Origin of the sequence: Gardnerella sp. DNF01189 (genome assembly GCF_049244195.1) — a bacterium.
Taxonomy (GTDB): Bacteria; Actinomycetota; Actinomycetes; order Actinomycetales; family Bifidobacteriaceae; genus Bifidobacterium; species Bifidobacterium swidsinskii.
On sequence record NZ_CP058385.1, the window covers coordinates 584,858 to 606,089 of the forward strand.

Annotated in this window: 23 protein-coding genes, 1 tRNA gene and 1 riboswitch; of the genes, 18 read left to right on the plus strand and 6 right to left on the minus strand. The window is 42.8% G+C overall.

The annotated features are described in order from the left end of the window. Positions 1-301: 301 nt before the first annotated feature. The gene (gene leuS, locus HXT41_RS02385) at positions 302-3,286 is read right to left on the minus strand and encodes a leucine--tRNA ligase (RefSeq protein ID WP_004108262.1); all 2,985 of its coding nucleotides are present in this window, start codon (positions 3,284-3,286) and stop codon (positions 302-304) included. Positions 3,287-3,495: 209 nt separating this feature from the next. Between leuS and HXT41_RS02390 the strand changes: the two genes are divergently transcribed. The 3 genes from HXT41_RS02390 to HXT41_RS02400 all read left to right on the plus strand — a co-directional run bounded on the left by HXT41_RS02390 (position 3,496) and on the right by HXT41_RS02400 (position 6,693). Next, positions 3,496-3,954 (plus strand): hypothetical protein, encoded by a 459-nt coding sequence (locus HXT41_RS02390; RefSeq protein WP_116994666.1) that lies wholly within the window; start codon positions 3,496-3,498, stop codon positions 3,952-3,954. Between the two features lie 90 nt (positions 3,955-4,044). Further along, the gene (locus HXT41_RS02395) at positions 4,045-4,860 is read left to right on the plus strand and encodes a fructosamine kinase family protein (RefSeq protein ID WP_421788783.1); all 816 of its coding nucleotides are present in this window, start codon (positions 4,045-4,047) and stop codon (positions 4,858-4,860) included. A 123-nt stretch (positions 4,861-4,983) separates the two neighbouring features. Further along, complete coding sequence (locus HXT41_RS02400) at positions 4,984-6,693, plus strand: hypothetical protein (RefSeq protein ID WP_421788784.1); 1,710 nt, start codon at positions 4,984-4,986, stop codon at positions 6,691-6,693. A 113-nt stretch (positions 6,694-6,806) separates the two neighbouring features. On the opposite strand, the gene HXT41_RS02405 is transcribed toward HXT41_RS02400, so the two are convergent. Further along, a complete protein-coding gene (locus HXT41_RS02405) occupies positions 6,807-8,618 on the minus strand; it encodes an AMP-dependent synthetase/ligase (RefSeq protein WP_116994664.1) in 1,812 nt (603 codons plus the stop codon). Between the two features lie 142 nt (positions 8,619-8,760). Next, positions 8,761-9,378, minus strand: coding sequence for a M23 family metallopeptidase (locus HXT41_RS02410; RefSeq protein WP_012914292.1), 618 nt, complete (start codon positions 9,376-9,378; stop codon positions 8,761-8,763). A 206-nt stretch (positions 9,379-9,584) separates the two neighbouring features. Here HXT41_RS02410 and HXT41_RS02415 point away from each other — a divergent pair. Together HXT41_RS02415 and HXT41_RS02420 are read left to right on the plus strand one after the other, a co-directional pair. Then, positions 9,585-9,660: transfer RNA gene (locus HXT41_RS02415), tRNA-Asn, on the plus strand. Between the two features lie 181 nt (positions 9,661-9,841). Beyond that, the gene (locus HXT41_RS02420) at positions 9,842-10,720 is read left to right on the plus strand and encodes an ATPase (protein WP_410310346.1); all 879 of its coding nucleotides are present in this window, start codon (positions 9,842-9,844) and stop codon (positions 10,718-10,720) included. Positions 10,721-10,835: 115 nt separating this feature from the next. Here HXT41_RS02420 and HXT41_RS02425 read toward each other — a convergent pair whose 3' ends face one another. After that, the gene (locus tag HXT41_RS02425; protein WP_162861137.1) at positions 10,836-12,227 is read right to left on the minus strand and encodes an amino acid permease; all 1,392 of its coding nucleotides are present in this window, start codon (positions 12,225-12,227) and stop codon (positions 10,836-10,838) included. A 149-nt stretch (positions 12,228-12,376) separates the two neighbouring features. Next, a riboswitch (Lysine riboswitch) is annotated at positions 12,377-12,563 on the minus strand. 328 nt (positions 12,564-12,891) lie between these two features. Between HXT41_RS02425 and HXT41_RS02430 the strand changes: the two genes are divergently transcribed. Beyond that, a complete protein-coding gene (locus HXT41_RS02430; protein WP_041160504.1) occupies positions 12,892-14,070 on the plus strand; it encodes a tyrosine-type recombinase/integrase in 1,179 nt (392 codons plus the stop codon). Between the two features lie 237 nt (positions 14,071-14,307). Here the strand turns inward: HXT41_RS02430 and HXT41_RS02435 are convergent, their stop codons facing one another. Both HXT41_RS02435 and HXT41_RS02440 read right to left on the minus strand, forming a co-directional pair. Further along, a complete protein-coding gene (locus tag HXT41_RS02435) occupies positions 14,308-15,159 on the minus strand; it encodes a hypothetical protein (RefSeq protein ID WP_421788785.1) in 852 nt (283 codons plus the stop codon). Positions 15,160-15,466: 307 nt separating this feature from the next. Beyond that, positions 15,467-15,727 (minus strand): helix-turn-helix domain-containing protein, encoded by a 261-nt coding sequence (locus HXT41_RS02440; protein WP_041160506.1) that lies wholly within the window; start codon positions 15,725-15,727, stop codon positions 15,467-15,469. A gap of 187 nt (positions 15,728-15,914) precedes the next feature. On the opposite strand from HXT41_RS02440, the gene HXT41_RS02445 reads away from it, so the two are divergent. The 12 genes from HXT41_RS02445 (at position 15,915) to HXT41_RS02500 (ending at position 21,224) form a co-directional block, all read left to right on the plus strand. After that, positions 15,915-16,148, plus strand: coding sequence for a helix-turn-helix domain-containing protein (locus HXT41_RS02445; RefSeq protein ID WP_012914298.1), 234 nt, complete (start codon positions 15,915-15,917; stop codon positions 16,146-16,148). 118 nt (positions 16,149-16,266) lie between these two features. Next, the gene (locus tag HXT41_RS02450; RefSeq protein WP_119522692.1) at positions 16,267-16,449 is read left to right on the plus strand and encodes a hypothetical protein; all 183 of its coding nucleotides are present in this window, start codon (positions 16,267-16,269) and stop codon (positions 16,447-16,449) included. Further along, entirely contained in the window at positions 16,433-16,807 is a 375-nt protein-coding gene (locus HXT41_RS02455) for a hypothetical protein (protein WP_421782641.1), read from the plus strand. Before HXT41_RS02450 ends, HXT41_RS02455 begins: the two co-directional genes overlap by 17 nt. Positions 16,808-16,906: 99 nt before the next feature. Further along, on the plus strand, positions 16,907-17,182 hold the full coding sequence (locus HXT41_RS02460) for a hypothetical protein (RefSeq protein ID WP_288231167.1): 276 nt from the start codon (positions 16,907-16,909) through the stop codon (positions 17,180-17,182). Between the two features lie 372 nt (positions 17,183-17,554). Continuing rightward, positions 17,555-17,848, plus strand: coding sequence for a helix-turn-helix domain-containing protein (locus HXT41_RS02465; RefSeq protein WP_421782643.1), 294 nt, complete (start codon positions 17,555-17,557; stop codon positions 17,846-17,848). A 192-nt stretch (positions 17,849-18,040) separates the two neighbouring features. Continuing rightward, on the plus strand, positions 18,041-18,253 hold the full coding sequence (locus HXT41_RS02470; RefSeq protein ID WP_119522682.1) for a DivIVA domain-containing protein: 213 nt from the start codon (positions 18,041-18,043) through the stop codon (positions 18,251-18,253). Positions 18,254-18,502: 249 nt separating this feature from the next. Further along, entirely contained in the window at positions 18,503-18,841 is a 339-nt protein-coding gene (locus tag HXT41_RS02475; RefSeq protein WP_119522680.1) for a hypothetical protein, read from the plus strand. Beyond that, positions 18,831-18,989, plus strand: a complete 159-nt coding sequence (locus tag HXT41_RS02480) for a hypothetical protein (RefSeq protein WP_288231165.1) — start codon at positions 18,831-18,833, stop codon at positions 18,987-18,989. Before HXT41_RS02475 ends, HXT41_RS02480 begins: the two co-directional genes overlap by 11 nt. A gap of 11 nt (positions 18,990-19,000) precedes the next feature. After that, on the plus strand, positions 19,001-19,312 hold the full coding sequence (locus HXT41_RS02485; protein WP_421788786.1) for a hypothetical protein: 312 nt from the start codon (positions 19,001-19,003) through the stop codon (positions 19,310-19,312). Next, a complete protein-coding gene (locus HXT41_RS02490; protein WP_119522676.1) occupies positions 19,305-19,835 on the plus strand; it encodes a hypothetical protein in 531 nt (176 codons plus the stop codon). Before HXT41_RS02485 ends, HXT41_RS02490 begins: the two co-directional genes overlap by 8 nt. Continuing rightward, complete coding sequence (bet, locus tag HXT41_RS02495; RefSeq protein WP_421788787.1) at positions 19,828-20,727, plus strand: phage recombination protein Bet; 900 nt, start codon at positions 19,828-19,830, stop codon at positions 20,725-20,727. The genes HXT41_RS02490 and bet overlap by 8 nt, the downstream gene beginning before the upstream one ends. Next, on the plus strand, positions 20,727-21,224 hold the full coding sequence (locus HXT41_RS02500) for a single-stranded DNA-binding protein (RefSeq protein ID WP_119522672.1): 498 nt from the start codon (positions 20,727-20,729) through the stop codon (positions 21,222-21,224). The genes bet and HXT41_RS02500 overlap by 1 nt, the downstream gene beginning before the upstream one ends. Positions 21,225-21,232: the final 8 nt, after the last annotated feature.

A 21,232-nucleotide genomic window follows, 5' to 3' on the forward strand; every position in this document is an offset into this window, starting at 1 on the left:
AACTTTCTGCACGAGTCTATGAGTTTTGTGTTGACGGTTAGCGTGTTGAGAGGCTGGAAAAATTGTGTTCAGTGCTAAAAGAGGACTGAGAAGCTACATTCTTTAAATATAGGCGAACACAATAAGCGTCTTTAACAACCAGAGCGCACGAAGGACGGAACGCACGCAAACACAAATTTTCCAGCCTCGTCAAAACCAAAAAACTAAATCAGTTACAAAACTCATAGACGAAACCCAAGAATAACAAAAAATGCTGTAAAGCGCGAAAAATCGCGCAATACAGCATTAATTAAGCCGAATCTTACCTCTCGTCTGGCACAATAGACACAATCTTCGGAGCCTTCACAATCACCTTGCGCGGAGCCTTACCGCCCAAGCGATCAGCTACAGCTTCTAGCGCAAGCTTTTCAAGCTCAGAAGCGTCAATATTTGGATCAACTTCAAGCTTTGCACGAACCTTGCCCTTTATTTGCACAACGGCAGTAACAGTATCCTCACCAACGTAACGAGCATCTGCAACAGGCCAATCTGCGTGAGCAATAGACTTATCATGCCCAAGCTTGCTCCACATTTCTTCGCAAATATGCGGCGCAATTGGAGCCAACATAAGAACCAGCGGCTCAACAGCTGCTCTCGGCACGTGAGGAAGCGAAGTCAAGTGGTTGTTAAGCACAATCAGCTTAGCAATTGCAGTATTTGGACGCATTGCTTCCATTTCCACAGTCACTTCTGCAATTGTGTTGTTAAGAATCTTCAACGTCTTCTCATCCAAAGCGTCGTCAGTTACCACGCAAGCTCCGGTTTCTTCGTTCACAACGTTACGCCACAAGCGCTGCAAGAATCGCATGCCACCAACAACGTTACGCGTGTTCCACGGACGAGACTCAGAAAGCGGACCCATGCTCATTTCGTACAAGCGGAACGTATCTGCACCGTAGTTTTCGTACATGTAGTCTGGGGTCACAATATTCTTTAAGCTCTTGCCCATTTTGCCGAACTCGCGGTTCACAGTTTCGCCATGCCACGTAAAGGTTGGCTCGCCAGTGCCGTTTGAAGCACCTTCTTCAACCTCGTCAGCAGGAACGTACTGTCCGCGCTCATCCGTATAAGCGTAAGCCTGAATCATGCCCTGGTTAAACAAGCGGTGGAATGGCTCAGCAGAATCCACGTAACCCAAGTCGTAAAGCGCCTTATGCCAGAATCTGGAGTAAAGCAAGTGCAAAACTGCGTGCTCTACACCACCAACATAAAGGTCAACGCCGCCAGAAACATGCTCTTTGCCTGGACGGTTTGTGCCCATCCAGTAGTCATATTCATCGCTGTCAACCATATGCTCAGCGTCGTTTGGATCCAAGTAGCGCATGTAATACCAGCAAGAACCAGCCCAGTTTGGCATAGTGTTGGTGTCGCGATAGTAGGTTTTTACGCCGTCACCAAGGTCGAGCTGAACTTTTACCCAATCCTCGTTTCGGCTCAAAGGTGCTTCAGGCTCAGAATTTGCGTCGTCTGGAGCGTAAGTTTTTGGCTGATAATCAGGAACGTCCGGCAATGCAATTGGAAGCTCGCTATCTGGCACTAAGTGAGCAACACCGTCCTCATCGTAAACGATTGGGAATGGTTCACCCCAGTAGCGCTGACGAGAGAACAGCCAGTCGCGAAGTCGGTAAGAAACTCTACCTTTTCCTACGCCTGCAGCTTCAAGCCAAGTCGTCACCTTTTTAATAGCTTCATCTACACGCAAACCGTTAATAGACAAAGCATCGCCAAGCTTATGAGTATGTTCTACTGCTGAATTAATAACAATTCCGTCGTGAGAAACAAACGGAGCTTTACCCTCGTAATCCTCCAACTTTTCTTCGGAATCAGGCAAAGGCTCAACAGTGTAAATTACTGGCAAACCGAATGCTTTTGCGAAATCATAATCGCGCTGGTCGCCGCCAGGAACTGCCATAATTGCACCTGTGCCGTAGCCCATAAGCACGTAGTCAGCAGCAAACAGTGGAAGCTTTGCTCCAGTTACAGGATTAATTGCATAAAGACCCGTAAACAAGCCTGTTTTTGCTCCTGCGTCTTCCGTGCGATCTTTAGCAGTCTTCGCGCGAGCTTGAGCTTGATACTCTGCCAAGCCTTCTTTAAGACTTGCGTAACCGCCCTTCCAGCCTTCTGGAACGTCCGCACCCCAAGCTTCTGGAACATGCTCAAGAATTGGGTGATCCACAGAAACAACAGCAAAAGTTGTGCCAAAAAGCGTGTCTGGACGAGTAGTGTACACTTCCAAATCGCGCGTTTCGTCATCCGCACATGGCACTTCAAAGTGCACAGATGCACCGTGAGATTCGCCAATCCAGTTTCGCTGCATAAGCTTAACTTTTTCTGGCCAATCAATAGTGTTCAAATCTTCCACCAAGCGGTGTCCATAATCGGTAATTCGCATGGACCACTGGCGAAGGTTGCGCTGGAATACTGGGAAGTTTCCGCGTTCAGACTTACCTTCTGCAGTAACTTCTTCGTTTGCGAGCACAGTTCCCAAGCCTGGGCACCAATTTACAGGAGATTTAGAAATATAAGCAATACGGAAATTGTTTAATACATCCGCTTGCTCTACTTTATTAAGCTCTTCCCACTTTTTGCCTGCAAAACCAGGAATTTCGCGCTTTCCGCTCTTAAACTCATCAACAAGCTCAGCAATTGGTCGAGCAGAACCTTTTCCGCCGTCTTTGCGCACAAAATCAGGGTTGTACCAAGCGTCATAAAGCTTGGAGAAAATCCACTGCGTCCAACGCACATAATTCGTATCAATAGTTGCAAAAGACCTACGATCATCAAAGCTCAAGCCCATGCGGTGCAGCTGCCTGCGCATATTAGCAATATTCGCCTCAGTGGTGATGCGCGGATGCTGACCAGTTTGCACAGCGTACTGTTCAGCCGGCAAACCAAAAGCGTCATAACCCATTGCATGAAGAACATTCTCACCCTTCATGCGATGGTAGCGGCTTACAACATCCGTTGCCAAATATCCAAGAGGATGTCCAACGTGTAAGCCTTTGCCGGAAGGATACGGGAACATATCCATTGCAAAGAAAGAAGGACGACCGTCAGCATTCCTGCCTTCGCCATCCTTCAAATTGCCCTTAACATTAGCGGCCCAAAATGTGCCCTGCTCGTCCCAGGTTTTTTGCCAGCGCTGCTCAATATCTTGTGCGAGCTGCGCGTTGTAACGAAAAGCTGGCTCAGCAATAGTAGCTTTGTTGTCAGCTGTTGCATACTGTTGATCGTTGTCGTTCATACCCTAGGACTATAGCGTCTAATATCGTCATTACGCAACACTTTTTACAAGTTTTGTTAAGAAAAATATGCTTTTTACGAAAGTTTTACTGTTTAATGCAATAAATTTATGCAAACAAGCTTTTTCATAAAATCCATTATTACAATAGTAAACAAAACAATAGTAAACAAATTATTATTAAATAACTTTTTAATACAAGAGGTTAAGAATTGAAAGTACCGAAGAATACACTACTACTTATTGCTTGTTTAGTTTGGGCAGCAGCAGGCTTTAATATTCTCAATATTGGGTTGTTAGCATACCAAAATTATTTGCAACCACTTAATTATGCTTTGTCTATTCTTGTTTTTGGCATATTCCAATTCCTAATTTTTGGCAAACTTGTAAAAAAGCATACTCAAAGAATTAACAGCTATGCGGAAGAAAAGCAGTTTTTCCTAAAATTCTTTGACGTAAAATCCTTCATAATTATGGCTTTTATGATGACAGGCGGAATTGCTTTGCGCGCAACTAACGCAGCTCCAGAACAGTTTATTGCAGTGTTCTACACAGGCTTAGGAACTGCACTATTTTTAGCAGGATTACTTTTTGGTTATCAATTTGCAAAAACGCTCTGCCCTGCACTTAAACACAAAGCATCTGATTGTGCTAATACTTCAGTAAAATAGTGAGCTTGGGAATAATTTAATTTATTAATAAATATTTTATTAAGTATGTAGCGCATGTTTCGTATGCGCTACTACGTTAAGAAGGCTTCTATGAACAACGCTGTATATAAGAAAAGTAGATTATACACGCCTGAGCGTTTCTTTGAATGCGAAGGTAAAGGCTTAAAATGGCTTTCTGAAGCTCACAAATATGGCGGTCCTAGAGTGGCTGAAGTATTTGATTGGGGAAACAGTTACCTTAATATTGAGCGCATTGACACTCACTCAGCAACACCAATGGCTGCATTTGAGTTTGGTGCATCGCTCGCTCATATGCACGATTACGGTGCAAAATATTTTGGTGAAGCACCAGCAAATTACGATGGCACATGCTATTTTGGACCTTTAAGTGATCCAGTTGAAATGCCAACTGGCACTTGGAGTAACGTTATTGACTACCTTGCGGACGGACGATTGCGTCCTATGGTTGAGCTTGGTATTGCTCGCGGAGAGCTTACTCAAAGCGATTTAGATCTTACAAACGAAGTTATTGATGCGCTGCCTGATTTATTAGGAAAAGCTGCAGAAGATAAGCCTGCTCGAGTTCACGGAGACTTGTGGAGTGGAAACGTGTTATGGACTAAAAGTTCAGACGGCGAACACACTGAAGCTGTTCTTATCGACCCTGCAGCACATGGTGGACACCGCGAAGAAGATTTAGCTATGCTTCATCTGTTTGGAATCAGCTATTTTAAGCAGATTTTAGACGGCTATCAGTCTGTTCATCCACTTAAAGCAGGTTTTGAGCAGCGCATGATTATTTGGCAGCTCTACCCTATTGCAGGACATTGCGTGTTCTTTGGTGGAGGTTACGTGAGCGAATACCGTAATATGTGCGAAAGTCTTATAAAAAGTTCTATAAGATAATTTTGCTCACTAAAATAGCAATGTAAGTATTTAGCACATGGCTATATACAATGTTAGAAGATAGTTACAAGTAGATCACATATAGACAGCAACAGATAGACCACGAAACGAGAGGTCACTACTATGATTCGTTTGTGCAACAGAACTATGCATCGTTCTTTAGTTATGCTGACAGCATTAGTTACGATGCTTTTTGTTGTTAGCTCGTGCGCAAGTTCAACAAAAACTTCTTTAAAATCTGAAAATAAAGAACAAGCGAATCACGGTAACGTTATTGTTTTTACTCCATCAGACGGATTAGCAATAACACGCAATAAGCCTCTAAGCACGTGGGACATATTGGTTCCAGAATTAATAAAATCGTTAAAAGATAAGGGATTTGACGATAATTCTATTACTACTAAAACTTCTTCTAGCCTTTCAGAACAAAGCCGCGATGTGCAAGATTATGTAGTAAATTTGCTAAGCTCATTGAACAATGCAAAACAGAATAATTCAGGAAAGCACAATTCTGTTTCTGAAAATTCAAAAATCAAAAAACAATTAAGTAAAACGACAATTGTTATAGCTCCATGGACTAGCAAAAACGGCAATAATAACTATGGAGATTATGCAACGTTGCCTGCGTCTAATTCTGAAAATACACAAAAATCAAATACTCAGGACTTAAATTTACAAAACGACGATAACTCTCAATCATCTAAAGATGAGCTTAATGCAGAAAAACGATTGGCATCCTCACTTCGCCTAGCAAAAAAGGCGGGAATCCACGTTGTTATGCTCTCACGACGTGTTAGCGGTTTCAAACCTGATGTGATGTTCCATTTATCTGACGCAAGAACCATTGGCGAAATTCAAGCAACAACTCTGATACAAAAAATCGCTCTAGATCGTGCAACTAAAGAAAATCCACGCTATATTGAAGTTCTTTTGCCATGTCACAATCAAAAAAATATTAATGCAAACAATAATAATCAACAAAATAACAGCGACGAAGCAAGCGAAGATGATGATTCTAACAACAATACGCATGCAAATAGCGAAACAGCATTCCATGATGATTTTGCTGAAGAAGCATTCGCTGGCATTTGGAAAGTTTTGAGACCATATTTTGCTTCTGGGACATTAATAAGCACTTCTGGAAGATTGAATGTGAATAGTAGCGAAAAAGACTGGACCAATGTTGCTTTCGACGCAGATGTAGCTGACTCTGTGAAAAATGAGTTAACAAAACGAATTACGAAAAGTACAAGTCTTTTTTCACACTCAAAGCATCGCGTTGATGGAATTATTGCGCTCGATGATCAAATTGCTTTACAAGCCGTACAAGTACTAAACAATCTCGGTTATGAAGGAAGCGCAGCAGATATAAACCCATCTTTCAATTTGCCGGACGTTATCGGAAACTTCATAGGGAAACGAGATCTTAATAAAAGACCAGTTCCTGCTCCAAAAGATTCTGCAAAGAAATCCGAAAAAGAATTACAACAACAGCAGAAAAAAGATGAGGAAGAAGAATCAGAAGCAAAGAAATGGCCAGTAATAACTGGTTATGGCGCGTACAAAAATATTATGCCAAACATTGTGAGCGGAAAGCAATGGATGACAACTATAGAAAATCATAAGCAGATTGTTCAAGATCTTACTGCTACTTGTTATTCTTTGAACAGAAACGGTAAACTTGACAAAAAAATCGCTACAGTGCAAATAAAAATTGAACACGGGGAAACTGTACCTACTGTTAACGAGCAATTAGTGGCAGTAAGCGCAACAAATCTAAAGTCACGTTTAATTGACCCAGGTTACGTATCATTAGCAGACGCAGGCTTGTAAATACAATTTTTGAACGCAAGTTATGGAACGCAAGTTGTGAAATATAAGTTGTGGAACGCAATCTGCAGCTTCAAGCTAACTTCAAGCTATATTCCCCACGAATTTACACACAGCTAACGTTTGCGTGGAGCATAAATAACGTGTTCGATAAGGTCGTTATAACGCTCTACAACAACTTGACGACGCGCCTTTAAACTTGGCGTAATCAAACCGTTTGCTTGAGTAAACTCATCTGGAACTATTTCGAACTTGCGAATAGACTCAGCTCTAGAAACTAGCTCATTTGCTTTGCTAACAGCACGTTCAACTTCTGCTCGCACAATACCGTTATGTGAAGCTTCTTTTAAAGACCGTACGGGGCATGCACCACGCGAAGAAAGCCAAGTATTTACTTCTGATAAATCGAGCGCAATAATTGCTGAAACAAACGGCTTCCTGTCTCCGATAACAACAGCTTGAGAAATAATAGGTGAAGACATTAATGAAGCTTCTAACGCATTTGGAGATAAGTTCTTACCGCCAGCAGTAATAATAAGATCTTTCTTTCTGCCTGTAATACGCACAAAACCGTCATCGTCTAAAGATCCAAAATCTCCAGTATGCAACCAGCCATTTACAATCTGCTGTTTGGTAAGCTCAGGATTATTATGGTAGCCTCTGCACACTGCAGGACTTTTAATACACAATTCACCATCATCAGCAATAGCAACAGATACACCCTTTACAGGCAAACCAACGGTACCAATGCGATAACCTGTCGTAGGATTCACCATAGAAGGAGCACAAGTTTCTGTCATTCCATAGCCTTCTAGAAGAGGCAAACCAATGCCATTAAAGAAGTGTGCAATCGACAAATCTAAAGGAGCACCGCCCGAAATAGCGTATGAAACAGAGCCTCCAAATACGTGTAGTAGTGGAGCATACACTAATTTTTTACATATTGAATGGCTAAGAGCGAGCATTGGAGGAACCATTGAACTAGACTGTTGAGCGCGAGACCATTCGCGAGCAACCTTAGATGCATAAGCAAAAATAAAACCTTTTACTCCTCTGCCTGCTTTTTGAGAAGCAGCATTGTAAATCTTCTCAAAAATGCGTGGAACCCCAAGAATAAATGTTGGTTTAAAAGTTTGAAAATCAGACAATACAGTTTTCAAATTACTCGTCAAACCAAGAGTTATATTTCCAGCAAAGCAGAACAATTGCATAAACCTAGCAAAAACGTGCGCAAGAGGCAAGAACAGCAAAAGACGCGGGCTGCCTTTTAACGCAATGTCTGGCATAGAAATAACACCTGATTTAGCAATAAAGACAAAATTGCTATGAGTAAGTTCAATTCCTTTTGGCTCACCAGTTGAACCTGAAGTGTACACAATTGTTGCTATGTCACTTCCATTAACAGCGTGCACTCGCTCATAAAATTCAGCATCAGTTACTGCTTTACCGTATTCAATGCACGCGTCGATAGCACCACGATTCATCACATATACGTCGTGAAGAGTAGGACATTCTTCTTGAACAGCCTCTACTTTCGGCAACATTTCAGGAGACTCCACAAATATTGAACATACTTGAGAATCTTGAACAATATGTTGTATTTGCAACGAAGAGCTTGTTTCATAAATTGGCACTGTCAATGCGCCTATAGACATAATAGCCATATCAAGAATTGTCCATTGCCATGAAGTGTGAGCAATAATTGACACAGCGTCACCAGGCATTACCCCTCTAGCAATAAAGCCTTTAGCGACAGCTATTACTTTATCTCTAAATTCTTGAGCAGTATATGACTTCCAAACGCCGTCAGCTCCAACGTATTCAACCAAAGAACCATTAGGATTGCGCTCTGCTCGCTCTTCTAGCAGTGAGAAAACATTAACATCTGTATCAATAGACTCATCAAGTGGACGAGAATATTCTTGCATATTAGCTCCTCTATCTGCTGAATTGATGTATATCTTTACTATACGCGATTTGCAAGCCCTCGCATATGCGAATATCTACAAGATTGTAATAAATTTTGTTCATTTATCTACAAATATCTACGATACAAATATAGTATTTTGCTTATTCCACAGGCTTAAGCACAATGCGACGCTTAACAGTCATTCTTTCAGGATTAGCATATGTACGATTTTTACGTTTTAAACCCCACTGCACACAAGTTGTGCCGCAATGGTCCGAACCTCCTTCGACATGTGCAAAATTCTGGCCTCTTTTCACAAAAACACCAACGCTAAACTTTGTTACAGCAGGCTCAAAAGTGGATGTCAGTTCACCATGCCTAATAGTCACAACTGATTTACCAGCGACTTTACCAGCAAAACTAATAACGCCATCTGCAGGCGCAAATAAAGGAGTCCCTGTGCTTGCAGCTAAATCTACGCCGCGATGCCCAGCCATCCAAGGTTTAGGCGGAGGATTAAAAGCTTTTACTATTCGTGCAGGTTTTACAGGCCATTGCATAGCTGACTTGCATGTTTTTTCGCTATAAGAGCCTTTAGAAAGAGCACACTTGTGGCAACATGTCACAGCAGATTCTACAACATAATATTTAAGATGATGACTATTTTGCGAAATTTCGGGTTGTAAAAACAGCGTATCTAATAAAATAACTGAGATTATAAAAATCCCCAAACAGGCAGATATTTTGTAATATAATTCATAATTTTTGCGAATACACATATATTCCCCATCCATATTTTTATAAAACGACTTTTATAAAAGTTTTGCAGCTAATTTGCGAAAATCATAAGCTTTTAAAGCATTGTGGATAAAACATATGCTTATAATCACTGTTTCGACACGCCAAAACACGCCATATTTGCATCTTTGAAAATTACGTGTAATATAAATGTCTTGTGCACAGCGCTTAGTTGAGTACAAGATATTCCTGCGTAGCTCAGTTGGCAGAGCGTTCGACTGTTAATCGAATGGTCGCTGGTTCAAGCCCAGCCGCAGGAGCCATGAAGCCACTGGTTTTCCAGTGGCTTTTTGCGTTAAATATTACGACTTGTATCCACAAGCAAAATCTTGATTGTTTAGCGCTCATGAGCGTGGCTAACATAAACATTTTGGCGTATTATATAAACAAGTTGCGTATTTAAATGCGCTAATGTTGAGCAGCAATAGATAACAGAGGACAAATATGAATCAACATAGCTCCGATAGTGTTGAAAAGAGTCAAAAGAAAAAGCTCATTATTCTCATTGTGGGAATTGTTGTGCTAGCTTTAGCTCTTGGCGCAGTTGGCACACTTTGGTATATGAAGCAGACTGAACGCACTAAAGCAGCTCGCAAACAGTGCGAAATAAAAGTTGCACAAGTTTCTAAAGCCAAAGCCGTATGGAAAAGTTTAGTACACAACAGCATAATAACAGATCTCACAAAAGGTGACTCTGATAACGCAAAAGAACTTGCTAAAATCATGAGCGAAAAGGTTCCTGACGCAGTATCTTGCACAGCAAACTCTCCTGAAGAACTTGGTTCCCAAAGCGTAGAAGCTTTAGCTGCTTCTGAATGGTATGCAGTCAAAGCAAAAAGAGTGCGCGAGTTGGCTGTTACATTAATCGATGAAAATAACAAAAAAGATAAAGACAAAGACAAGCAAGACAAAGAAACAAAGAAGCAAGAGATAAATGAGTCAACTGGAATTGTAATTCAGCGTTCAAATGTTGTCCCACCAAAGCCAAAGCCAACACCAGCGCCGAAGACAAATACTCAAGACACTAAGAAACAGAAAACTGAGAAGAATAAGAATAAAGACAAAGACAAGGAAAAAGACAAGAAGAAGGAGCAGGAACAGGAAAAGGAAAAAGACAAAGACAAGAACAAGGAACAGGAAAAGAACAAAGAAAAAGATAAGGATACAAAAGGCAGCGAAGACGGATCTGGCGACGGAAACCATAAAGGAAATGATGGTCAAGAAGATCCGAATGATAAAGCAAAAAAGGGCGACCAAGATCCCTCTGCTAAAGCGGACCTAATAGGACCGCCACCATCTCCAGAATCTCCACAAAAACCATAAAACATATTCCTCTGTTATCTGACTCAATGTAAAAGCTCCCAGTGATATACGCTGGGAGCTTTTACATTATCTAACTCTACATCGTAAACGATGTTGAACTTTATAAACTATTCGTTCATTTTGCTACTCGAACATGAGTTAAATCGACTTCTTCAAGAGGAATTACTCGAGTATGATTTTTAATCTTGTAGCCAATGTATAGAACGATAAATAGCGGCACGGACATGTACGTGATTCCAATAGCCTGCCAGTTAAGCGTTGCAAATGAATGCAAATCCTGACCAACAATAACAAGAATACATAAGAAGAACGCAACAATAGGACCAAACGGATACCACTTTGCTCGATAAACTAATTCATCTAAGGAATGACCTTGAGCCAAGTATGCTTTACGGAAGCGATAATGAGCTGCAGCAATACCAGCCCAAGCAATAAAACCAGTCAAACCACTTGCAGCAACCAGGAACATGTAAATTTGCGAACCAAAAATACTCATAAAGAAAGTAAATAAAGCAACTACAAATGTAGCAATCAACGCAGGAACAGGAATACCACGAAGACTTACCTTGCCAAATACTTTTGGAGCATTATCTTCTTTTGCGAGCGAATAAAGCATTCTTGTTGAAGCATACATGCCGGAATTTGCTGCAGAAATAACAGAAGTCAGAATCACTGCATTCATAACTGCCGCTGCAGCTGCAAGCCCTGCACGTTGGAACACAAGCGTAAACGGACTAATAGCAATATCAGTTACATCAGAACCAAGTAAGTTCTTGTCAGTATAAGGAATAATGCAAGCAATAACAAAAATTGCAAGAATGTAGAAGAGAAGAATACGCCAGAACACTTGCTTTACAGCTTTTGGAATACTCTTTTCAGGAGTTGCAGACTCTCCAGCAGTAATACCAATAAGCTCAGTTCCTTGGAAAGAGAAGCCTGCAATAGCGAACGCACACAACACTGCAGGAACACCGCCTGCAAATGGAGCGTCCTTATGAGTGAAGTTTTGCAAGAATGGCGCTTTGCCGCCAACAATGCCAACAATCGTAAGCGAACCGATAACAAGAAATACGATTACTGCCAACACTTTAATAATAGAAAGCCAATACTCAGTTTCTCCAAAGCACTTAACTGTAAGCACATTGATAACCAAAATAAGCATAAGAACCGACAGCGAGAAAATCCATATTGGCACTGTTGGGAACCAATATTGCAGAACTATTGCTGCAGTACTAACGTCCACCGCAACCGTAATAGCCCAATTAAACCAATAGTTCCAGCCCATTGCGAAACCTAGTGCAGGATCAATAAAACGTCCAGAATACGATGCAAACGATCCACTAATAGGCATAAATGTTGCCATTTCACCAAGGGAAGTCATAAGGAAGTACACCATAATGCCAATCGCACCATAAGCAAGCAAAGCACCACCAGGACCAGCCATATGGATTGTTGCACCACTAGCAACAAATAAGCCGGTGCCAATGCTGCCACCTAAAGCAATCATGGAAATATGTCGGGTTTTTAATCCTCGATGGACATCGTTATTTTGATGAGTATTCTGCTGAGTATTCTGTGCAGCAGTAGATGATAATGAGCTACTCATTTTTCCTCCTTTCATGACAATCAGAGGCAAAACAAGCAAGCAAAAGCAAGCGTGTCGATAGCTCTCCGCAGCGGATGCCAAATCACTGCGACAGTCCTTGGTATATTAAGCCAAGTCCCAGCTCACTACTTTTGGGATTAAGCAGTAAACTTCGGCGCTCTCCCCTTTTGTAAGCAATTAACGCTTTCCCTGGCTCATGCTTACTACTCTTGTCGAGCGCGACCTCTGGTCGATGGTGTTCATTATTAGTACGACTTGCAGACAAACAGTAAAAAATACGGCGTGGCGCATAAAAATTAAAAAATAATAACAAAAAACGCCACCCCAAAAAGAGGTGACGTTTAAAATTTGTGGAGCTAGGGGGATTCGAACTTGTTGGGATTCCGCCATTTCTTGTTTTCGTTGGTATTGCAACGATTATCGTTGATATTCCGCCATTCTTACGGCGTGTCACAAGCTTTCTGACTCCGGAAAACACGCGCGGATTGGGTATAATTGGTGTGTCGTTTGGTGTGTCGTTTGTGTTTCGTCGACTCATCAGTGATTAAAAGCAAGGAGCATAAAAATGGTACAAGAATTTGGGACGCTGAGCTATCGTCCCACGAAAGAGAATCCGACTAGAATAGTCGCACGATACCGTACACCAATGTACGCATTCAGCCTGTGGCAAAACTTACCTAAAGTGCAATCCAAGAGTTTCCCTATCCATCAGAAGCGCGCCGCAGAGGACTGGCTGAGAAAAGCAGAGTATGAGATAGAAGAACGAATATGGGTGCCACCTCAAGAGGTAAAAAGACGCGAAATAGCAGAACACACAACGCTAGACGCGTACTTTCCTGAATGGCTTGAAAAACGGCGCGTGCGCGGCAAACCGCTTAAAGATAGCACAAAATACGCGACAACGAAAACGTATGAGAATCATATTAAACCGGTGCTTGGTAGTGTTGCGCTCGCAGACTTGAGTACGCAAATGGTAAACGATTTTAGAGACGGCTTGGACGCGGCGCAACCGGACATGGTACGCAACACTATGAAAGTATTGCGCGCTATTGTAAACAGTGCGCTGCGACCGGATATTAACGGCAATCCGCCAATCTTGAAGAATAATCCGTTTACTGTTAGTGAAGCTAAAGTTGAGCGTCGCCATGAGATAACAATCGCAACACCTGAAGAAGTTAAAACAATATACAGTATGATGCCTGACTCTTACGCGCCTACTGTTCTGCTAGCTTCGCTTGGAGCGTTTCGTATTGGTGAGATTTGCGCGCTCAAGGTCAGTGATATTGATTTCAAGCATAATACGGTTACGATCAGTAGGACGCGCGCGACTACCCCTAACTCGACTGTGCTGACGACCGCACCGAAAACTGAGCATAGTAATCGTAGTGAGGTGATACCAGTCTCGCTGGTTGATGGTTTAAAAGAGTTCGTGAAAAAGCAAGAGTTAAGCAAGGATGATTGGCTGTTTCCTATGAGAACAGATAGGACAACGCCTATCCGTACGAATACGCTACGAGATTACTATGATAAGGCTAGGCTTGCTGCGAACCGTCCTGACTTGCATTTCCATGATTTACGCCATACGTGCTTGACGTGGCTTGCACAAAGCGGAGCGACTGTTAAAGAGCTAATGGATATGGCTGGTCATGCTGACCCGAAGATTGCAATGATTTACCAGCATGCGGCGGATGAGAGACGGCGCTCGCAAGCTGAAACGCTTGGCGGCAGGCTATTTGGAGAGTAATTATGTGTAGCTCGTCTACCGTGTGTAGAAGGAGTTTCCTACATCGTTGCGGCGATGTTTGTTAACTCGCTTGCCATGTGTAAGTGGAGACTCTAGGGTACGGCGTTAAAAACCGTGCCCTATTTTTATAAGTAAAGCGCGCTGGTAGAAAATGGGATAAAAACTACTAGCGCGCTTTGCTTGGTTTGAGAACCTATTCAATTATGCAGAGAGAAAGAGATAGATAAAAAAGATTTATCAGTTTCTATTATAGCATGTTTCGTGGTTTTGTTGTTGTGTTTCTTTGCGAGTGTCTGGAGCGTTGTGCCCGTATTTTACGAAGTATTGGCGTGGTGTGAGTCCTTCGTGTTTGCGTTTGAATTGTTCAATTTCTGGGTTGATTGGCTTACCGTACATTTCGTCCTCGGTTTCTTCTTGTAGCGGTGTGGTTTCTTCTTCTATTTTATCGTGTTCAATGGCTTGCTGCATTGTTTTTGTTTGTGTTTTGAAGAGTGCTAGTAGTGTTTCGTTTGGCGTGCTGTTCCCGGTTGGTGCCGTTGGTGCGGTTGGAGTAACCGTGCGCGCCGTATGTTTAGGCATACCGTTGTTGGGTTGCGGTTGAGCGTCCGGTGGCTTGTTGTCTAGGTTGAGCGCATACCGCACGTATTTTTCACACTCCCGGTTCTCGTCCTCGTCCCCTATGGTTAAAAGCCACACGGCACTACTACGCTTGCTGTACCTACTGGTTTTTAAACACTTCACAAGACCTTTAGCTTGTAGTTTTTTCATAACTCTACCAATGCGAATGCGCGCGGTTTCCTCTTTTCTCAAGTCGCGTGGCTCATTGCTTATAACGCTTACATTCTCAAGAGAATCAGCAATAGTCATGCCTAAAGATTTTGAGAGTTCACGCCATCCGTACATGTAAATTCTAGGCATCAGCTTTTTCTTTTTAGCCTTAGCATCAAGAGGATAATCAGCGGACGATAATGCTAATTCCATTAAGACCGTGTTTTCGATAGAGTTAAAAGAGGTTACTGATCCTCTTTTTGAATTAAAGATGCCTTGCCGCGTCAAAGTTCTGACGATTTGAGCGTTTCTTATTCCCATTATTGCTACGCTTTCCGCTTCCCCATGGCGTGTGGTAGACTACATGAGGAAACTTGTTGAGAGTTTCTTTTGCCCTATCGCAAAGGTGGTTTGATTTTGCGATAGGGTTTTATTTTTCCCGTACATTGATGTTACATATACTTAGTAAAAGAGCGCGTGAAATCCGTACATTGATGTACGAAATCCGTACATTGATGTTACATCAAGATGTAACTTTGATGTAACACCTTTGGGGTTACATTGATGTAACACCTTACATATATACATAACTATTACATATACTTTCATATACGCGTTTTCGCGCTTTTTAATTTTTCTCATCAATATTCTCCAACGCGTCTTCTGTTAGGTAAAGCTCGGCTTTGTCGGCAATATCGTTGATTGTTGTTCCTAACGCAGTCGCGATTTGGTATAGCTGAGAAACGTTTATATCACGCCTACCGTGGACTACTCTATCAAGCGTTGTAGGGGGTATGCCTGCTTTTTTAGAAAGCTCTTTAAGGGTCATGCCCTTTTTTAAGCGCTCATCTGTAATTGCTTTCGCAATCATTATATTTATTCTGTTCATGCTTTATATGTTACATCAATGTACGTGTTTAACACCCCCATTTGGGGGATATTTTTTAACAAAACACCACAAACGGCGGAATATCAACAATTAAATCAAGTATATAAAATTGTTGCTCTTCGTTTTAACACCCCCATTTGGGTGTGTCGTAACTTGACACACCCCCATTTGGGGGTATTATGAAAGTATGACAAACGAAGAAACAAACACATACATTGCACTTAATGTGCAAAAAGCATTAGAGAGAGCCGGCTACACCATTGCTGAAGCATCAAGGCAAACAGGCATTGCTGCTACCACATTGAGCCGCAGACTCCAAACACCAACAGAAAGCTCATTCAGAATGAACGAACTCATTGCGCTCGCAAATCTTACGAACCGTTCCCCAATAAGCTTTCTCAAAACACCAGCAAAGGAATAACAATGAGCGCGAAAGAAACAACCACAACAATAATCAACCAACACGCTAAAAACATCATCTACATAACAAACGTCAAAAACATAAACGAACTGGAAAACGAACCAAACGAGGAACAACAATGAACAACAAAATCAAAGAACTAAGAGAAAAGCGCGCCGCCGCTAATTTTGAAAAACATGTAGCGCTTTTTGCTAAACAAAACGCCGACGCAGATTACCGCGAAAAATTAGAAACCTTCAACAAAATAAACGAAGAACTAGAACAAGCCAAAGAAGAAGCCAACAATGACACCAGAAATTGAAAAAGCCACACAAGACTGGATAACAGCCGAACGCGAATACAACGAAGCCGAACAAGGCTTCATGGACATAAAAGACCAACTAACAAAACAAAACCTAGACGACGCCAAAGCAGAACAAAAGATAGAACAACTCAACAAACAGCTCGAAGAACTAAAAACAAAAGAATACAAACTCGCAGAACAAATAAGCATCGAACAGCGCAAAGCCTACAAAATCTTCGGAAACCTAGAAAGCAACTGGGACTACAAAATGGCGAAAAACAACCTCATAGGCGCAAGAGACAAACTCGACATCGCGCGAAACTACCTAGAACGCCTAATCGCAAAAGAAGCAGAAAATGACGCCACAAAACATTAACCACCTAATCGACGCAATAACCGCGGTTGTTGCCGGGCTAGGCATCTCAGGAATCTTCGCATACGTACTCTACCTAATCCTTAAAAACATAGACTAACCATGACACCGAAACAAACCCTCGCACGCGCAAAACAAATCGACCAACTCGCACAAAAAGAATACGAAAAAGCCGACAACCACTGGCTAACAGCAATAACAAAATACGCGCAAACCAAAAAACAATACGAAAACTACCCAAACTTCACAAACAAGAAAAAACTACAACAAGCCGAACACAAAAAACAGCAAGCACTAGACGAAAGAGAATACGCGATCAACAACGCGTATGAAGTAAGACAAAACCTACTACAAGCAGAAAAGGAAAACCAAAAATGAAACACCCATACACCAAACTACTAGCAAACACGATCGCATACGCTGCAAGCATCATCCTATACGCGCTCAACGCAGGCGGTAGTATCAACGGCTTAACAATCCTAAGCATCACACTCGCAACCATAGCAAGCATCAACCTAGTGCGCGCAATAACAACCATCACAGAAAGAACACAACAATGAGCAAAACCACGGCAACAATCAGCATTATCATCAGCATACTAATCGCCTTGAGCGGCATCACACTCGTATACGAAACCGTACACGATCAAATAGACAGTATCAACCTACCCATCGGCTTCTTCCTCATCCTCATAGGCGTTACCGCCAGCTTAAGCGTTTACAACGAATACATAGAACAGAAAGACATTCAATGTGTGAAAAACAGTACACAATCAAAGACATCATCCATCGTTTTGACAAACTTGAACAACGATTCGACAAACTCGAGCAACAAATCAAACAGCGAACAGTAGTTAAAAAAGCGTACACCATCAGCGAATTCGCCAAAGCCTACAACATGACCGAGTTGAAAACGCGTGAACTAATTCAGCGCGGAAAAATCAAAGCCACAAGCGATACAAACGGGCGCGGCACACGCTACCTAATAGACGCAAAAAGCATAGAAGACTGGTGGAGTAAACAACTCGGCAAACCAATCAAATAACAATTTTAAGCGCGTAAACGGCACTCTAGAAAAGACAGCAACCAGTTTTTTGTACCGTTTCTGGTTACTCAAGCCGCTAGAGGTGCGAAGTTCGACTCTTCGCACGCGCACAAAGGGCATGATGAATGGGGGACGCTCCATGTACTTAAACTCGTCAAGCTGCATCATGCCCCCATTATGAAAGGAAAACTAATGCTCATAACACCACAAGAAGTCCGAGACGCGCAAATAAGCACGCGCTTCTTCGGCACAGGATACGACATTGAAGAAACCGACCGGTTGCTCGACAACTGCGCGCGCACTATCGAAGTTGTTGGCGCGCACTGCGTCGAACTGCAGTCGGCACTGCTTACTATGAAACGCTTGCTTGAAGCGCATAACATTCCAATCCCACAAACAATCTGAGGTATAAAAAATGAGCAACAAACCAACATACGAGAAAATTCTCGCACACATAATTTTCGCGCTTATTCCTACTATTTTCTGCGCCATAGTATGCATTAGCACCGCGTTCACTCACGCTTTAGACGGCTGGTTACTCCCATGCGGAATATACATGGTATTCACGGCTATTCTTGAGCTAATTAGCGTGATTCTTAGTGCTGTTGTTGCTTATGTCAATAGTTAGGCATGGTGGTGAAAGTGAGCAACATCATGACAACGGACGAAGCATTAAAAGCATTCGTAGAAACATGTGACACGCCTGGCAAAACACTAGGCGAGATGACAAACGCATTCAAAGAACTAGAAGCAACCATTCCCCACCCTCTACAATGCAACTCAGAATTCGCTTACGCAACATTAAGCAAAAAAATCAGAATGTTTGCCGACTACATGAAAATGGAACGCGTTAAAAAATTCGTTAAATTTATCAACCTAAAACCGGACGAAACAGACGCGCGCGCTGAAACATTGCAAGAGATAAAAGAAACTTGCAAAACCTATCAAATAGCCTTAACGCTGGAAGCGAGTGTTAATCCGAATGAAAAATAAGAAACGCGTTCTCAAAGCGGCGAAGAAAATGCGTAAAGCATTAAAACAGCAGCACCAAAACCAGATAGGCGAAAGCGGCGTAATCGAATACTACACGCAGAAATACCAGAAAGCCTACAACAAACTACTCGACCTACTAATCGACTAAAGGAGGGAACGATGATTAGCACAGAGCTAGATGAAGCGTTAGCACAGCTTAAAAAAACAGACGGAAAACACGCGCAATTACAGAAAGAATACGATTCCGCACGAGCAAAATGTCAGCCACTCACACATGCCCAAGCTGAACTCGACAAAGCCAAACGCAAATACGAAGACGCACTCGACAAGTGGCACGAACTCGATAAACAATTCGATGATGAGCACGCTTGGCTTATAGATGCGATAGATGACGCGCTCAACAAGTGGTACGAAGTAAAACAACGCGTCAACGGAATAATCCGCAAACTAACTGGAGCAAACAATGACTAAAGAAATCACAGACTTGGAAGAACAATTAAGCAACCTCAGCGACCACGACTTATACGCGTTAATCGCCACACTAACCAAGTGGGAAAAACGAATCAAAGAAACACTAGACAAAGCCAAAGATGAGTACAAGCGGCAAAGAAACTCAGGCGACAGTGACGAACTACGATTCAACAACAAAACCGTAGGAACAATCAGCATAAGCAAAGGCAGTGAAGGTTACTACATTGTGAAAGACCCGAAAGCCTACGCCGCAATCCTCAAACAAATTCAATGGACTTTAGATGACGGGCGCGACGCATGGTACACAACAATAATGCCATGCCCCGAAGCTTGTACGCCAGACTTTCTCGACGAACTAATTCGCGCTCACGATGGAGAGATCCCTAAAGGTGTCGAATACAAGAATGGTAGAGGCTCAGTCACGACAGTGAAATTAGACCGTGACTATGCTAACTCACCACTCGAACTCAAGGGCATCATAAACCCAGTCACACTACAACTCGAAGCAGGCAAAAATGAGTAGTGAACTTACTATTACTCAAGACCAAACCGACTGGACGCAGCAGCAGGTTGCCGCGCTCAAGACGCTTGGCGTATCAAACGATGTTACGCAGGCTGACCTTGCTATTTTCCTCACGCAGTCCAAGCGCACCGGTTTAGACCCGTTCAGCCGCCAAATCTACATGATAGGGCGCAAACAGAAAACAGCTAACGGTTACGAGACCAAGCAGACGATTCAAGTCGGCATTGACGGTTTGCGTGCAATCGCGCACAGAGTAGCGCAACAATGCCACGAAGTTTTCAGCATGAGTGACACACTGTGGGCTGATAAAACCGGCGTATGGCATGACGTGTGGTTATCCCCCGAACCACCATCAGCCGCAAAAGTAAGCGTCAAGCGCGGCGGCGGAGTATTCAGTGCCGTAGCAATCTTCAAAGAATACGCGCCAATATACAACGGCAAACTCAGCGGCATGTGGTCATCAAAGCCAGCCTTAATGATAGCGAAATGCGCTGAAGCGTTAGCGTTGCGTAAAGCGTTCCCATCAGATATGAGTGGCATTTACACGGACGACGAAATGAGCAGAGCTGAGGATGTGTCCGCGCCAACAGTTGTTGAAACGTCCGCGCAACAGCAAGCAGAAACAATAAGCCACAGAAGACCGCAAATATCGACACAAGAGCAGAGAGAACAGATTTTCGCAATGCTTGCAGAAGCCGGAATCCGCGACAAGCTCAAAGCAATAAACTATTTGAAACACGCAGCTCACATTCCACCGACAAAACAGGAAGCAGAATTCCTAATCGCAAACCGTGAGACTGTAATTAAAAAAGCTAGTGCGTGGGTACGTGAGCAAAGCACGAAACGCACTCAAGAACTAGCCGAACAACAACAAAAAGAAAAGGAACAGTAATGGCTGGAGAAACCACAATAACAATCGTAGGCAACCTAACTTCAGACCCTGAGTTGCGCATGATCCAATCAACCGGCGCATCCGTCGCCACATTCTCAATCGCATCCACCCCACGCACATTCGATAAAAATCAGAATCAGTGGGTAGACGGTGCCGCATTGTTCATGCGATGCCAAGCATGGCGAGACTTGGCAGAACACATTGCCACAAGCCTAGCCAAAGGCATGCGAGTAGTCGCAACCGGTAGGCTCAGTCAGCGCACTTACGATGACCAAACAGGTACGAAGCACACGGTAGTGGAAATGACCGTCGACGAAATCGGAGCAAGCCTACGATACGCCACATGCCAAGTCACAAAAACAAGCACAAGCACAGGCTTTACAGGCTCAACCCCCCAAACGGCACAAGCATCAGCCGCACCACAAGCCAACGCGTGGACGCAAGCCGCACCAAGCAAAGACCCATGGGGGAACCCAGAACCCGACCCGGAATTCTAGGATGCAAA

What these genes read in the sequence shown, in the direction of transcription:
- leuS (WP_004108262.1), bottom strand. Translation starts at nt 3,286, where the DNA reads ATGAACGACAACGATCAACAGTATGCAACAGCTGACAACAAAGCTACT.
- HXT41_RS02395 (WP_421788783.1), top strand. Translation starts at nt 4,045, where the DNA reads ATGAACAACGCTGTATATAAGAAAAGTAGATTATACACGCCTGAGCGT.
- HXT41_RS02400 (WP_421788784.1), top strand. Translation starts at nt 4,984, where the DNA reads ATGATTCGTTTGTGCAACAGAACTATGCATCGTTCTTTAGTTATGCTG.
- HXT41_RS02405 (WP_116994664.1), bottom strand. Translation starts at nt 8,618, where the DNA reads ATGCAAGAATATTCTCGTCCACTTGATGAGTCTATTGATACAGATGTT.
- HXT41_RS02410 (WP_012914292.1), bottom strand. Translation starts at nt 9,378, where the DNA reads ATGTGTATTCGCAAAAATTATGAATTATATTACAAAATATCTGCCTGT.
- HXT41_RS02420 (WP_410310346.1), top strand. Translation starts at nt 9,842, where the DNA reads ATGAATCAACATAGCTCCGATAGTGTTGAAAAGAGTCAAAAGAAAAAG.
- HXT41_RS02425 (WP_162861137.1), bottom strand. Translation starts at nt 12,227, where the DNA reads ATGATTGCTTTAGGTGGCAGCATTGGCACCGGCTTATTTGTTGCTAGT.
- HXT41_RS02430 (WP_041160504.1), top strand. Translation starts at nt 12,892, where the DNA reads ATGGTACAAGAATTTGGGACGCTGAGCTATCGTCCCACGAAAGAGAAT.
- HXT41_RS02435 (WP_421788785.1), bottom strand. Translation starts at nt 15,159, where the DNA reads ATGGGAATAAGAAACGCTCAAATCGTCAGAACTTTGACGCGGCAAGGC.
- HXT41_RS02440 (WP_041160506.1), bottom strand. Translation starts at nt 15,727, where the DNA reads ATGAACAGAATAAATATAATGATTGCGAAAGCAATTACAGATGAGCGC.
- HXT41_RS02445 (WP_012914298.1), top strand. Translation starts at nt 15,915, where the DNA reads ATGACAAACGAAGAAACAAACACATACATTGCACTTAATGTGCAAAAA.
- HXT41_RS02450 (WP_119522692.1), top strand. Translation starts at nt 16,267, where the DNA reads ATGAACAACAAAATCAAAGAACTAAGAGAAAAGCGCGCCGCCGCTAAT.
- HXT41_RS02455 (WP_421782641.1), top strand. Translation starts at nt 16,433, where the DNA reads ATGACACCAGAAATTGAAAAAGCCACACAAGACTGGATAACAGCCGAA.
- HXT41_RS02460 (WP_288231167.1), top strand. Translation starts at nt 16,907, where the DNA reads ATGACACCGAAACAAACCCTCGCACGCGCAAAACAAATCGACCAACTC.
- HXT41_RS02465 (WP_421782643.1), top strand. Translation starts at nt 17,555, where the DNA reads ATGTGTGAAAAACAGTACACAATCAAAGACATCATCCATCGTTTTGAC.
- HXT41_RS02470 (WP_119522682.1), top strand. Translation starts at nt 18,041, where the DNA reads ATGCTCATAACACCACAAGAAGTCCGAGACGCGCAAATAAGCACGCGC.
- HXT41_RS02475 (WP_119522680.1), top strand. Translation starts at nt 18,503, where the DNA reads ATGACAACGGACGAAGCATTAAAAGCATTCGTAGAAACATGTGACACG.
- HXT41_RS02480 (WP_288231165.1), top strand. Translation starts at nt 18,831, where the DNA reads ATGAAAAATAAGAAACGCGTTCTCAAAGCGGCGAAGAAAATGCGTAAA.
- HXT41_RS02485 (WP_421788786.1), top strand. Translation starts at nt 19,001, where the DNA reads ATGATTAGCACAGAGCTAGATGAAGCGTTAGCACAGCTTAAAAAAACA.
- HXT41_RS02490 (WP_119522676.1), top strand. Translation starts at nt 19,305, where the DNA reads ATGACTAAAGAAATCACAGACTTGGAAGAACAATTAAGCAACCTCAGC.
- bet (WP_421788787.1), top strand. Translation starts at nt 19,828, where the DNA reads ATGAGTAGTGAACTTACTATTACTCAAGACCAAACCGACTGGACGCAG.
- HXT41_RS02500 (WP_119522672.1), top strand. Translation starts at nt 20,727, where the DNA reads ATGGCTGGAGAAACCACAATAACAATCGTAGGCAACCTAACTTCAGAC.